This window comes from Candidimonas humi, assembly GCF_019166065.1.
Taxonomy (GTDB): Bacteria; Pseudomonadota; Gammaproteobacteria; order Burkholderiales; family Burkholderiaceae_B; genus Candidimonas; species Candidimonas humi.
On the sequence record NZ_JAHTBN010000002.1, the window covers coordinates 501,634 to 515,313 of the forward strand.

At 65.0% G+C, this 13,680-nt stretch carries 11 protein-coding genes; 5 read left to right on the plus strand and 6 right to left on the minus strand.

Annotation, left to right across the window (positions count from 1 at the left end):
• Positions 1 to 287: 287 nt before the first annotated feature.
• Positions 288 to 1,457, plus strand: coding sequence for an AAA family ATPase (locus tag KVP10_RS05695; protein WP_217963542.1), 1,170 nt, complete (start codon positions 288 to 290; stop codon positions 1,455 to 1,457).
• Complete coding sequence (locus tag KVP10_RS05700; RefSeq protein ID WP_217963543.1) at positions 1,454 to 2,053, plus strand: DUF4276 family protein; 600 nt, start codon at positions 1,454 to 1,456, stop codon at positions 2,051 to 2,053. Before KVP10_RS05695 ends, KVP10_RS05700 begins: the two co-directional genes overlap by 4 nt.
• A gap of 151 nt (positions 2,054 to 2,204) precedes the next feature.
• Here the strand turns inward: KVP10_RS05700 and KVP10_RS05705 are convergent, their stop codons facing one another.
• Positions 2,205 to 2,594 (minus strand): MerR family transcriptional regulator, encoded by a 390-nt coding sequence (locus KVP10_RS05705; RefSeq protein ID WP_217963544.1) that lies wholly within the window; start codon positions 2,592 to 2,594, stop codon positions 2,205 to 2,207.
• Positions 2,595 to 2,876: 282 nt separating this feature from the next.
• Here KVP10_RS05705 and KVP10_RS05710 point away from each other — a divergent pair, with 282 nt between their 5' ends.
• The gene (locus tag KVP10_RS05710; protein WP_217963545.1) at positions 2,877 to 3,950 is read left to right on the plus strand and encodes an MBL fold metallo-hydrolase; all 1,074 of its coding nucleotides are present in this window, start codon (positions 2,877 to 2,879) and stop codon (positions 3,948 to 3,950) included.
• A gap of 210 nt (positions 3,951 to 4,160) precedes the next feature.
• On the opposite strand, the gene KVP10_RS05715 is transcribed toward KVP10_RS05710, so the two are convergent.
• From KVP10_RS05715 to hutC, 3 genes are all read right to left on the minus strand, one after another.
• Complete coding sequence (locus KVP10_RS05715; protein WP_217963546.1) at positions 4,161 to 4,787, minus strand: LysE family translocator; 627 nt, start codon at positions 4,785 to 4,787, stop codon at positions 4,161 to 4,163.
• Positions 4,788 to 4,888: 101 nt separating this feature from the next.
• Entirely contained in the window at positions 4,889 to 6,097 is a 1,209-nt protein-coding gene (gene metC, locus KVP10_RS05720; RefSeq protein ID WP_217963547.1) for a cystathionine beta-lyase, read from the minus strand.
• 226 nt (positions 6,098 to 6,323) lie between these two features.
• The gene (gene hutC / locus KVP10_RS05725; protein ID WP_217963548.1) at positions 6,324 to 7,058 is read right to left on the minus strand and encodes a histidine utilization transcriptional repressor HutC; all 735 of its coding nucleotides are present in this window, start codon (positions 7,056 to 7,058) and stop codon (positions 6,324 to 6,326) included.
• 285 nt (positions 7,059 to 7,343) lie between these two features.
• On the opposite strand from hutC, the gene hutU reads away from it, so the two are divergent.
• Complete coding sequence (gene hutU, locus KVP10_RS05730; RefSeq protein ID WP_217963549.1) at positions 7,344 to 9,059, plus strand: urocanate hydratase; 1,716 nt, start codon at positions 7,344 to 7,346, stop codon at positions 9,057 to 9,059.
• A 197-nt stretch (positions 9,060 to 9,256) separates the two neighbouring features.
• Positions 9,257 to 10,801, plus strand: a complete 1,545-nt coding sequence (gene hutH / locus KVP10_RS05735) for a histidine ammonia-lyase (protein WP_217963550.1) — start codon at positions 9,257 to 9,259, stop codon at positions 10,799 to 10,801.
• Between the two features lie 261 nt (positions 10,802 to 11,062).
• Here the strand turns inward: hutH and hutG are convergent, their stop codons facing one another.
• Positions 11,063 to 11,875 carry an N-formylglutamate deformylase gene (gene hutG / locus KVP10_RS05740; protein WP_217963551.1) on the minus strand — a complete coding sequence of 271 codons (813 nt, stop codon included), beginning with the start codon at positions 11,873 to 11,875 and terminating at the stop codon, positions 11,063 to 11,065.
• A 192-nt stretch (positions 11,876 to 12,067) separates the two neighbouring features.
• A complete protein-coding gene (locus tag KVP10_RS21225) occupies positions 12,068 to 13,642 on the minus strand; it encodes a formimidoylglutamate deiminase (RefSeq protein WP_246600418.1) in 1,575 nt (524 codons plus the stop codon).
• Positions 13,643 to 13,680: the final 38 nt, after the last annotated feature.

Consider the following 13,680-nt stretch of genomic DNA (forward strand, 5'->3'; position numbering starts at 1 on the left):
AGAGCCCATCAAATAATTCATTTATCGGATTGGGGATTTGGCTCGAAGTGCATGCGGAAATGCGATACAGTGAGCCCCAAGGCGAGGCCTTGCTAGCAAGTCAGCTGAAGAGGTGGTCAGCGGCGTAAACACATACGCCAAGCAGGTATGCGAGCATGTTCGATCGAAAGAATGAGGAAATCGCTGCGACAACACCCTCGGCACAACTTATACTTCACGTCATCGAATGCAGCATGATAATGCGCAGAAGTTTGGCCTATAGATTGCCATGATCTTGGGATAGGAATATGCAAATCACACGTTTGAAACTCAAGAATTGGCGAAATTTCCGCGAGGTTGATGTTCCTCTTGGACCGCGTAATTATGTAATGGGCGCCAATGCATCCGGGAAGTCTAATTTACTGGACGTGTTTCGATTCTTACGTACTCTGGCTCAAACGGAAGGGGGCGGACTGCAAAAGGCTCTGAAAGACCGCGGGGGCCTTACGAAATTACGTAGCTTGCATGCGCGCAGAGACCCCGAGGTACGAATAGAAGTCGAGTTGATAGACGACACCCCAGATATTGAGGAGCAGTGGCGTTATGTGTTGGCGCTTAAAACAGAAGGTAAGGGACAGCAGCGAGTCCTTGTATCCGAGGAACGTGTTGAGCACAATGGTAAAGCACTACTGGATCGCCCCTCTAATAATAGAGAGGATCTAGATGACCCTGAGCGATTAACTCAGACGCACCTTGAACAGATAGGAAGTAATTCATCATTTCGCTCGTTGGCCGAGTACTTTGCGGCGACAACCTATCTGCATCTGGTGCCCCAGCTGCTTACGCATGGCGACGAAATCGCTGCACGTATTCCCGAAAATGATCCATTCGGCCAAGGGCTGATGCAGCGAATTGCCAAAGTATCAAAAAAGGTTCGCGATGCTCGGCTGCGTCGAATTCAGCAGACTCTTGCCAAAGCCGTGCCTCTGTTTTCGGATTTACGATTTGAGCAGGACGCAATATCCGGTATGTGGCACTTGGAAGCCAACTTTACTCATTGGCGAGTAAATGGAGCATGGCAGCGGGAGAATCAGTTCTCGGATGGGACGCTTCGATTAATTGGATTGTTGTGGGCGTTGCAAGAGGGGGATGGCCTTCTATTGTTGGAAGAGCCTGAGCTTTCACTTAACGATGGAATTGTATCGCATGTGCCGCTATTGATTGATCGAGTGTTACGGGATCGAAAGAAGCGAGTGTCCTCGCGTCAAGTCATTGTTAGCACTCATAGCGAAACACTATTGCACAATGTTTCTGGTGATGCAAACCTATTGTTGATTGAACCTGGCGCGAATGGTTCGACAATCCGGCCTCCAAACCGCGAGGAAATCGAGCAAACCCTCCATGGGCTAAGTCCTGCGGAAGTTCTATTACCTAAAACCCGGCCGCAAAATGTCGAGCAATTGGGTTTGTGGGCATGAAAAAAATACTAGTTGTGGGGGAGGATGTTTTATGTTGTGCTCTGGGAGAAAAGTTGGTTGCCGCTGCGCTTCCGAGTTGGAGGTTGGCTGGTCCTTCGATAGATAAAAAGGGGATAACAAAGCTAACGCCAGATTTAACTCGTTATATTAATCAGGCTCGATATGTTCAGCCTGTACTATGTATAGCAGATACCGATGGGAAATGTGCGAAGAAATTACTGGAATCGTGGCGCCCTTTGCATGCTACCGAAGATTTCATTTTGCGTTTAGCCGTAACGGAAGCTGAAAGCTGGATATTGGCAGATCGCCAGGAATTTTCAGCCTATTTGAAGGTTCCAATTAATAGAGTTCCCCACAATACTGACAGCATAGCGGATCCCAAACGATTAGTATTAACTTTGGCCGCGAGGTCGGGAAAACGAGTTTTCCGTGATGAGATGGTGTCGTATACGGATCCTAACAAACCGGGGAGCGGCTACAACCTGCATCTAAGCGATTTTGTTCGCACAAGATGGAGAGCTCAATCCGCCAAGACAGTTTCTGAAAGCTTAGATCGAGCGATGAATAGTCTTTCCCGAGTACGAGAACGCCATTGATGGTGTAAGTTTTTAAGGCGTGGGGTTTCCGACGGAAACGGCTATCGGCTGGAGGTTAAACCTCAGGCGTGGTGACTGGTTGCGTCTCTATCTCGGATTTGGGCTTGTTATACGTTTTTCATTGTTTGGCTATCCATTTATATCCTCGGGGTTAGTAGACGTTGCCGCGCTCGGCCAGCAGCGTGTGGCAGTTCTGCTGCTGTTCGCGGATCTCGGCCAGTGTCAGGTCGAGGTCGCGGCGCTGCTGTTCCAGCGACTTGCGCTGCGCTTCCAGCATCTCGAGGTAGCGGCGCAGTTGCGCGGCCGTGTCGCGCGGGCTTTCGTACATGTCGATCAGGTTGCGGATCTCGGCCAGCTGCAGGCCCAGCCGCTTGCCGCGCAGCGCCAGCTTCAGGCGGGTGCGGTCGCGCGGATGGTAGACCCGGTTGCGCCCCGAGCGCGTCGGGCTGACGATGCCCTGGTCTTCATAGAAGCGTATGGTGCGCGGCGTGATCGCGAATTCGCGGGCAAGCTCGGAAATGGTCCAGGTGGCTTGGGACATGGCGCATGCGGGGCAATTTACGTTAACGTAAATTATGATGCCATAATACGGCGGACTAGCCTATGGTTGTTGTGCCCGCATGGTTGTCGGCCCGCATTGCTGCGGACCGATGCGCGAGGCGGGCTGCTGCGGCGCAATACGCGGAACGACAGCGGTCGTACATGCCTGGCCGCAGGACTGGCGGGCATGATTATCGCGTCGCTGCGCCATGGCGCCGATGTCCCGGCGGCCGGGCTCATGGCCCGGGCGGGCAGGACACAAGCATGCAAACGGAGACCCTGGATGAATCCCAACGAACAGAAGTTGCAATACCCCTGGGGCGATACGCAGCCCGAGCCGGGGCGCGCCATGGCCGTGGCCGACGGCGTGCGCTGGATCCGCATGCCGCTGCCTTTCGCGCTGGACCACATCAACCTCTGGTTGCTGCGCGACGAGATCGACGGCCGCCAGGGCTGGACGGTGGTCGATTGCGGCATTTCGCGCGACGAGGTCAAGACCCTGTGGGAGCAAGTGTTCGAGCAGGAACTGGACGGCCTGCCGGTGCTGCGCGTGATCGTCACCCATATGCACCCGGACCACGTGGGCCTGGCGCACTGGCTGTGCGAGCGCTGGCAGGCGCCGCTGTGGATGAGCATGACCGATTACTTCGTGGCGCGGCTCTGGTCGCGCCCGCCGGCGGCCGGGACGGCTGCCGCGGGCGGCCCCGGCGGCCAGGCCAACGTCGATCATTTCTCGATGCACGGCATGCGCGACCCCGAGTCGCTCGAGCAGATCCGCCAGCGCGCCAGCTACTACCCGAACCTCGTGCCGGACGTGCCCGCGTCCTTTCACCGGCTCCTGAACGGCCAGCGGCTGTCCATAGGCGGGCGGCAATGGAGCCTGATCGCGGGCTACGGCCACGCGCCGGAGCACATGTCGCTGTATTGCGAGGCGCTGGACGTGTTGATTTCCGGCGACATGGTGCTGCCGCGCATTTCCACCAACGTCAGCGTGTTCGCCTACGAGCCCGATGCCAATCCCTTGCCGCTGTACCTGGATTCGCTGCGCCGCTACGATCCGCTGCCCGAGGGCACGCTGGTGCTGCCGTCCCACGGCCGCCCCTTCAAGGGCCTGCACGAACGCGTGTCGCAGCAGTTGACGCACCACGCCGAGCGCCTGCAGGAAGTGCTCGATGCCTGTAGAGAGCCGCGCAGTACCATCGACATCGTGCCCGTGCTGTTCAAGCGCAAGCTGGACCTGCACCAGATGACCTTCGCCATGGGCGAGGCGCTGGCGCACCTGCACGCGCTGTATTTCGAGGGCAAGCTCACGCGCGCCATAGGCGAGGACGGCATCATGCGCTTCTTGCGCGCCTGAGCCTGCCGCGGTTGCGAGCGGGAAGGGCGCCGGGCGCGCAGCCGCAGGCGCCACACGCAGGCGCCACACGCAGGCGCCACACGCAGGCGCCACACGCAGGCGCCACACGCAGGCGCTACACGCAGGCGCTACCGCAGGCACTCCACGCGGACAGTACAAGCAGCACGGCGCGACGCAGCAATGCTGTGGCCTTTGGGCCGCGTATCTGTATCAGCGGTTCGACAGCGCCAGCTTCACCGCCAGGCCCAGGAACACTACGCCCGCGCAGCGGTTGAGCAGGCGCCGCGCGCGCGGCGAGCGCTGCACGTGGCGGCCGAACAACCCCGAGAAAAAGGCGATGCAGCCGAACACCAGCAGCGCGGCCAGCATGAACAGCGCCCCCAGTTGCAGGATCTGCAGGGCGACCGGCCCGCGCGCCGGCGAGGTGAATTGCGGCAGGAAGGCCAGGAAGAACAGCGACACCTTGGGGTTGCTGAGATTCATCAGTATGCCGCGGCGGTACAGCGTGCCGGCCGCGCGCCGCGGAATCTTTTCGTGCGCATCGAGATGGCCGCGCGCGCGAAACGCCCCCCAGGCCAGGTAAGCCAGGTAGGCCGCGCCGGCCAGCTTCAGCACGGTGAAGGCCGTCGCCGACGCGGCGAACACCGCCGCCAGCCCCAGGGCCACCGCCGCCGTGTGGACGATCAGCCCGGTGCACAGCCCCAGCACCACGCACAGGCCCGACTTGCGGCCCCACATCGCCGACTGCATCAGCACGAACAGATTGTCCGGCCCCGGCACCAGCGCCAGCACGATGGCGATACCGAAAAAAGACAGGGCGACTTGCAGGCTGAGCATGATGGCGGTGCTGTGGGTGGCGATGGTTCGAGTCTGGATGCTTCAAGGATGATGCTTCAAACGGCGGTGATCGAGGCTCTGAAGCTTCGGGCGGCGGCACCTCAGGCCGCAGCGCGGCCCGCGGCGTCCAGGGCCTGCGCCAGGTCGGCGATCAGGTCGTCGGGCGATTCCAGGCCGATGTGCAGGCGCACCAGGGCGTTGCCGTTGCGCTGCCAGTAGCCGTGCTGCGCCAGCGTGCCGGTGTCCACGAGCTGCACCAGGCTTTCGAAGCCGCCCCATGAGAAGCCGATGCCGAACAGTTGCAGCGCGTCGACGAAGCGCCTGGCGGCGTCAGCGTCCAGCTTGAGCTCGACGGCCATCATGCCGTTGGAGCCGCTGCAGTCGCGCTGCCACAGCGCGTGGCCGGCGTCCTCGGGCAGCGCGGGATGGTACAGGCGCGCGACTTCGGGGCGGGTGCGCAGGAAGTCGCAGACGCGCAGCGCGTGTTCGGCGTGTTCGCGCATGCGTATCGGCAAGGTGCGCACGCCGCGCAGGGCCAGCCACGCGTCGTCGGCGCTGATGGAATAGCCCATGGCGTAATGGGTTTCGTTGAGGCGCTGCACGACTTCGGGCTGGCGCGCCATGACCGCGCCCAGCATCAGGTCGGAATGCCCGCCCACGTATTTGGTGCCGGCCACCACCGACACGTCGGCGCCCAGGTCCAGCGGCCGGTAGATGTAGCCCGAGCCCCAGGTGTTGTCCGTGACCAGCAGCAGGCCGTGCTGGTGCGCGAATTTCGCCAGCGCCGGCAGGTCCAGCATTTCGAACAGCAGCGAGCCCGGCGATTCCACATACAGCACCCGCGTCTCGGGGCGCAGCAGCGGGGCCAGCGCCTCGGGCGTGGCGCGCGCATAGTCGACCTGTATGCCCATGCGCCGCAGCACGGTCTTGTCCAGATGGCGCACCGGGCCGTATACGCAGTCGGCGGCCAGCATGTGCGAGCCGCTGTCCAGCAGCGCGAACAGCGCCAGCGTGATGGCCGCCAGGCCCGAGGACGCGAGGAAGGCGCGGCTGGCGCCTTCCAGTTCGCAGAAAACTTGCTCGAGCGCCGTGTGGGTCTGCATGCCGACTCGCCCATAGGTGACGACGCGTTCGCCGCGCGCCTTGGCCATCTGGGCGCGTTCCAGCGCCTGCAGCGATTCGAAGCGCACCGTGCTGGTGCGCATCGAGGGCAGCGCTACCGGCGCGCAACCGGTTTGCGGATCGAAGCCGGCCACGCCGGTATGCTGCAGCAAGGTGTCGAGATGGGTATGGGAAGAACTGTCGGACATGGTTGGGCCTGCGTTGACGATATGGATGGTGTCGAGGATATTGTGCCGGAGTATTTGCAGTATGCGGTATTGCGGTATTGCGTAGACGTAGCGGGTGCTGCGCGGCCGGGGCCGGCCGGCGCATGGCCGCGCCGCGGCGGCGAGGGCCACTGCCGGTATTGTCCGACATTTTCCCTGCTTGTCCATGGGCGCCATGGCCGCGCCTGGGCCCCCGGCCCGGCGCCGATCAGTATCTGCCGGTGAACTTGTAGCGATTGCCCGGGTGCCACATGGTCGCGTTCGAGGTGAACGCATTCTTGGAAAAAGTCACGCGGTCCATCACCAGGCAGGGCTGGGTAGGGGCTATGTCCAGCGCCGCCGCGACCTCGCGGTTCGGCAGCTTGACTTCGATGCTGTACTGGCCGGTGGGCAGCGGCGCCACGCGCATCAAGTATTCGTTCGGGGTCAGGGCGGCCCAGTCCTGCTCCAGGTAGCCGGGCGCGGCCTGTGCGTCCACCAGCCGGTCTTCCAGCTGGATCGCGGTTTCGTTCTCGTAGTGCACGATGACGGAATGGAACAGCAGCGCGCCGGGGGCGATGCGGTAGCGCCGCGCCTGCAGTTCGCTGGCACGCACGCTGTCCAGCAGCAGCACTTTGCTGGAATGGCGATGGCCGCGCTCGCGGATGTCCTGGGCGATGCTGCGGATCTCGATCAGTGTGGACTGGAATTTCGGCTGGGCCACGTAGGTGCCCGAACCCTTGTAGCGCACCAGCAACTGGTCGGCCGTCAGTTCGCGCAAGGCGCGGTTGACGGTCATGCGCGACACCTTGAAGGTCTCGCACAAGGCCAGTTCGGTGGGAATCAGGTCGCCTTCCTTCCAGGCCCCGCTCTGGATTTTCTCGAGCACGAAATTCTTGATCTGCTGGTAGGCCGGAGGGCTTTCCTTGGCGGTGCCGGTCGTGATGGCGCGTGGCGCGGGCATGGGTGCTCCCTCGGGCGGGCAGGGTTATATGTATAGACAAATTGCCGCTATGCATATACATTATGCAATGAGCTTACAAGAATTCCCGCGGCTTGTCGGCAGGCCGTGGCGTTGCGCCGGCGGACGGCCCGCGCCGCCCGGGCAAGGGCCTTGGGGCGCGGCAGCCGCGCATGTCCGCTGGCCCAGCGCCATAGCGGATGCGCCGCGCGAAGCTCGGCCGGCAAGGCGCAACTCCAAGCCCGGGGCGCACTCGCCGGGCGCTTGCCCAAGTACCAGGAGACGATCATGTCCAAGGATTCCGCCGCGGCCGTCGGCCACGATCCCCGCTACGACGCGAGCCGCGAAATTCATGCCCCCACCGGCCCCAAGCTCAGTTGCAAGAGCTGGGTCACCGAAGCCGCCTACCGCATGATCCAGAACAACCTGGACCCCGCCGTGGCCGAGAATCCGGCGCATCTGGTGGTGTACGGCGGCATAGGCCGCGCCGCGCGCAACTGGGAATGCTACGACAAGATCCTGGAAACGTTGCGCGCGCTCGAAGACGACGAGTCGCTGCTGATCCAGTCCGGCAAGCCGGTAGGCGTGTTCAAGACGCACCCCGACGCCCCGCGCGTGCTCATCGCCAATTCCAACTTGGTGCCGCGCTGGGCCGATTGGGAACACTTCCACGAGCTCGACCGCGCGGGCCTCTTCATGTATGGCCAGATGACGGCCGGCAGCTGGATCTACATCGGCAGCCAGGGCATCGTGCAGGGCACCTACGAGACCTTTGCCGAGGCCGGCCGCCAGCATTACGGCGGCAGCCTCGAAGGCCGCTGGATCCTGACCGCCGGGCTGGGCGGCATGGGCGGCGCGCAGCCACTGGCCGCGAGCTTCGCCGGCGCCTGCTCGCTGGTGGTCGAATGCCAGCAGTCGCGCATCGACTTCCGCCTCAAGACCCGCTACCTGGACAAGCAGGCGCGCACGCTGGACGAGGCGCTGGACCTGATGCGCTTGCACACCGGCCGCAAAGAGGCCGTGTCCGTGGGCCTGCTGGGCAATGCGGCCGAGATCGTCCCCGAGCTGGCACGCCGCGCCCGCGAGGGCGGCCCGCGGCCCGACCTGGTCACCGACCAGACCTCGGCCCACGATCTCGTCAACGGCTATCTGCCCGCGGGCTGGAGCGTCGACCAATGGCATCTGGCGCAGCGCGACCCGGCGCGCCATGCCGAGCTGCAGGCCGCGGCGGCGCGGTCCTGCGCCACGCACGTGCAGGCCATGCTGGACTTCCAGGCCATGGGCGTGCCGGTGGTCGACTACGGCAACAACATACGCCAGGTGGCGCGCGACCAGGGCGTCGAGCGCGCCTTCGATTTCCCCGGTTTCGTGCCCGCCTACATCCGGCCCATGTTCTGCCAGGGCAAGGGGCCGTTCCGCTGGGTGGCGCTGTCGGGCGACCCGGAAGACATCTACAAGACCGACAGCAAGATCAAGGAACTGTTTCCCGCCAACAAGCACGTGCATCGCTGGCTGGACATGGCGCGCGAGCGCATCGCGTTCCAGGGCTTGCCGGCGCGCATCTGCTGGCTGGGCCTGGGCGAGCGCGACGCGGCCGGACTGGCCTTCAACGAGATGGTGCGCAGCGGCGAACTGAAGGGCCCCATCGTCATAGGCCGCGACCATCTCGATACCGGTTCGGTGGCCAGCCCCAACCGCGAGACCGAGGCCATGCGCGACGGCACCGATGCGGTGTCCGACTGGCCGCTGCTCAACGCGCTGCTGAACACCGCCGGCGGCGCCAGCTGGGTATCGTTCCATCATGGCGGTGGCGTGGGCATGGGCTACAGCCAGCACGCCGGCATGGTGATCGTGGCCGACGGCAGCGACGCCGCGCGCGCGCGCCTGGCGCGCGTGCTGGTCAACGATTGCGCCAGCGGCGTCATGCGCCACGCCGATGCCGGCTACGAGCTGGCGATCGAGACCGCGCGGCGCTACGGCCTGAAGTTGCCGATGATAGGGTGAGCGGGTTTGGCAGCCATCGCGGCAAGCGCCTCGAACCTGCGCTGCGGCCGGGCTTCGGCCTGGTGCCCATTGCCGCCGGCTCGCGCTTTGCTCTTTGGGTACGTTTGTCGCGTCGATTGCCGGCTTGCCGGCCGTCGATCGCGAATCCGTAAGAAGTCGCGAATCCGCAGGAAATGGCAGACCACACAGACAACAGCATGAGCAAACCCACACTGCAAATCCGGCCCGGTGCGCTGGGCCTGGACGAGATACGCCGCATCTGGCGCGGCGAAGTGAGCCTGGCGCTGGCCGACGGCGCGGTCGAGGCCATGCGCGCCTCGGCGGACGTCGTCGGACGCATCATCGCCTGTGGAGACGCCGCCTACGGCATCAACACAGGCTTCGGCAAGCTGGCCCAGACGCGCATTCCGGACGTCGACCTGGAACGCCTGCAAAAGAACCTGATCCTGTCGCATTCCGTGGGCGTGGGCGAGCCGCTGCCCGAGGCCATCGTGCGCCTGGTCATGGCGCTGAAGATCGGCAGCCTGGCGCGCGGCTACTCCGGCATCCGCCCCGAGGCCGTGGCTACCCTGCTGGATATGTACAACGCCGGGGTCTTGCCGCACATCCCCGCCAAAGGCTCGGTGGGCGCTTCGGGCGATCTCGCGCCGCTGGCGCACATGACGCTGGCCTTGATGGGCGAGGGGCAGGCGCGCTGGCGCGGGCGCCTGATGCCGGCCGCCGATGTGCTGCGCGAGGCCGGCATCAGGCCCGTGGCGCTGGCCGCCAAGGAAGGGCTGGCGCTGATCAACGGCACGCAGGTGTCCACGGCCCTGGCGCTGCACGGCCTGTTCCTCGCGCAGATATTGTTCGGCAACGCGGTGCTGGCCGGCGCGATGAGCGTGGACGCGGCCAAGGGCAGCGACGCGCCCTTCGATCCGCGAGTGCACGAGATCCGCGGCCAGCCCGGGCAGATCCGCGCCGCCGGCCTGTACCGGCGCCTGCTGGCGGGCAGCGCCATCCGCCAGTCGCACGTCTTCAACGACAACAAGGTGCAGGACCCGTACAGCCTGCGCTGCCAGCCGCAGGTGATGGGGGCGGTGCACGACCTGCAGCGGCAGGCCGCCGGAACCTTGCTGATCGAGGCCAATGCCGTGACCGACAACCCGTTGATCTTCCCCGGCGCGGACGGCCGGCCCGACCAGGTGATCTCGGGCGGCAATTTCCACGCCGAGCCGGTGGCCTTCGCGGCCGACACGCTGGCTCTGGCGATCGCCGAGACCGGTGCGCTGGCCGAGCGCCGCGTGGCGCTGCTGATCGATGCCAGCATTTCGGGCCTGCCGCCTTTCCTGGTGCCCTCGGCCGGCTTGAATTCGGGCTTCATGATTGCTCACGTCACTGCCGCCGCGCTGGCCTCCGAGAACAAATCGCTGGCGCATCCCGCCAGCGTCGACAGCCTGCCGACTTCGGCCAACCAGGAAGATCACGTCAGCATGGCCACCTTCGCCGGCCGGCGGCTCGACGAAATGGCGCGCAACACCGCGACCATCCTCGCCATCGAATTTCTTTGCGCCGCGCAGGGCATCGATTTCCACGCGCCGCTGCAGACCTCGACCGCGCTGCAATCGGTGCATCGCCGCATACGCGCCGAGATTCCCTTCTATCAGGAAGACCGTCTATTGGCCCGCGACATCCAGCTCATGACCGAGCGGGTGCTGGACCAGTCGCTGCTGGCCGGGCAGGAAGAGCTGCTGGAGCATTGAGGCGTAGTTGGCGGCATGCTGCTTGTCGATAAGCCGATAAGCCGATAAGCGGCGACCGGCCAGGCATCGCGCCGGAACTGTACGTCCGGCTTGGTTTGTATCGCGGGAGTCGGGAGCTCGTTTTTACCGCTGCGCAGCCCGGCGCCGGGCGGGCTCGGTCCCGCGCGGAGCTACGCCAGAGCGGGGCTGTGCCAGATGCTTGTGTCGCGGCGGCATGCTTCATGGGACAGAGGCCGCCCGCCCGCCGAGCGGGGCAAATGATCAAGCCTTGTTCAGCCACTCCATCGCCAGTTCCACCGCCTGCCGCACCACGACGGCCGCGGGGTCGGCGAGTTCGGGCAGGTAGGGATAGGGCCGGCTTTCCTGCATGTAGGTGATCTGCGATTGTTCCAGTTGCACCGCGTACACGCCCTCGGCCGGCTGCCCATAGTGCCGCGTGATATAGCCGCCGGTGAAGCGGCCGTTGGCCACCGCCGTGTAGCGGCCATCGCGCTCCACCAGATCGGCCAGCGCCTGGCCCAGCCCGGGCGGCGTGCTGGCGTCGCGCGCCGTGCCGAAGTTGAAGTCCGGCAAGCGTCCCTCGAAAAAGCGCGGCACGCGCGAGCGTATCGAATGCGCTTCCCATAGCAGCACCCGGCCATGTTCGCGCCGCAGCCGCGCCAGTTCGGCCGCGATGGCGGCGTGATACGGCTTCCAGTACAGGCCCAGGCGCCGTTGCTGTTCCGCCTCGTCCGGCAGCCTGCCGTCGGGATAGAGCGCTTCCTTGTCGAAGGTATCGACGGGCAGCAGGCCCGTGGTGTCCTGGCCCGGATACAGGTTGGCGCCATCCGGCGGCCGGTTCAGGTCGATCACATAGCGTGAATAGCGCGGCTGCAGCACCGAGGCGCCCATGTCGCGCACAAAGGAATACAGGCGGTCCAGGTGCCAGTCGGTATCGTCGTAGTGGCTGGCCACCGGCGTCATGGATGCGGCGATATCGGGCGGGATTTCCGTGCCCATGTGGGGAATCGATACCAGCAGGGGAATCGACCCCTGGCTCAAGGTGTACACAGGGTCTTGCTCGATGTCGCTCATATCGGGTTCCTTGTTGCAGTAGTTCGTCCAGTGCCATGTCCGGTTGATCCATGGCCTTGAATCCGGATGGATACGCCCTCCGGGCCGGGCCCGCGTCGCGGCCACAGCCGGCCGCTGTCGGCGCGGATAGTCGAGTCTGTATGGTCAGCGCAGGTATCAAGTTTGAACATCTGGATCAGTCGAACATCCGAGTCAGCCAAGTAATTCATTCAGGGCGCATAGATAGTCCGCGCGGGCCCGTTCTTCGTCGGCATGCCGGCCCTCGGCCACTCGCTGCACGCCGCCCACATACACATCGCGTATCGGCGTGCCGCCCGTCTCGCCGAACACCACGCCCGACAGCCACGCCTGCGGCGGCCGGCCCGCCAGTGCGGGGTGATTCGCGTCCAGCACCATGAAATCGGCGCGCCGCCCGGGCGCCAGCCAGCCCGTGGCGCGGCCGCCAGCCTGCGCGCCGCCCGCGGCGGCGGCATCGAACAGCCGGTCGGCGACCCAAGGCTGTCCAGAGCCGGCCAGCACATTGCGTTCATGGCGCAGCAGCCGCTGCCCGTATTCGAGCAGCCGCAGCTCCGAGCGCCAGTCCACGGCGATATGGCTGTCCGACCCTATGCCGAAAATCCCGCCGGCCTCCAGGTACGGCGCAGCGGGAAAAATGCCGTCTCCCAGGTTGGCTTCGGTGGTCGGGCACAGCCCGGCCGCCGCGCCGCTGGCCGCCAGCGCAGGGATTTCCGCGCCGTCCATGTGCGTGGCATGCACCAGGCACCAGCGCCGATCCACCGGGAAATTGTCCAGCAGCCATTGCACCGGCCGCGCGCCCAGGCTGTCCAGGCAGGCTTGCACTTCGCCGATCTGCTCCGCGACATGTATGTGTATGGGGGCACCCGGCGTAGGGGCGCCCGGCATAGGGGCTCTCGGCATGGGCGCTTCCTGCCCGGACGCATTTGCGGCGGAGGCGCCCAGCGCTACAGCGCCTGGCCAGGATGCGCCTGATCGCGAGGCACCTGGCGCAGAGGTATTGGGCACGCCGCCGCTAGCCTTGGACGCATCTGCCCCAAGGGCTCCAGGCAAGACCTGGTCCAGGCCCTGTAGCAGCGCCGCCAGGCCGCCGGCGTCGACCGCCCGCAGCGAATGCGGCGCCACGCCGTAGCGGCGCTGCGGCGTCTCGGGATATTCGGCGCGCAGGCCGTCCAGCAGCGCCAGCAGGCCTTCGGGCGTATTGATGAAGCGCCGCTGGCCGGCGCGCGGCGCCTGCTTGCCGAAGCCGCTGTACTGATACAGCACGGGCAGCATCGTCAGGCCCAGCCCCGACGCTTCGGCCGCCGCGGCGACGCGCGCCGCCAGCTCGGCCGGGCGCGCGTAGGGCGTGCCGTCCGCGGCATGATGCACGTAATGGAATTCGCACACCGAGGTATAGCCCGCCTTGAGCATCTCTATGTACAGCCAGCGCGCGATGGCGCCGATGCTCTCGGGCGACAGGCGCGCCGCATAGCGATACATCAGGTCGCGCCAGCTCCAGAAACTGTCGGCGGCCTGGGCGCGATATTCGGTCAGCCCGGCCATCGCCGCCTGGAAGGCGTGCGAATGCAGGTTCGGCATGCCTGCCAGCACTGGCCCGCGGGCGCGCTGGAGCCCCGGCAGGTTGGAAATTTCTGCGGCCGACACACGGCTGCGCACTGTCGTCAGCGTGCCCTGCGCGTCCCACTGCAACAGTACGTCGGGTTCCCAGCGGCCCTGCAGGCGCGCGTGGGGCGCATACAGCGACCCCATGGCGAAAGACGCGGCTGTATTCACGCGCATGTCTCCCG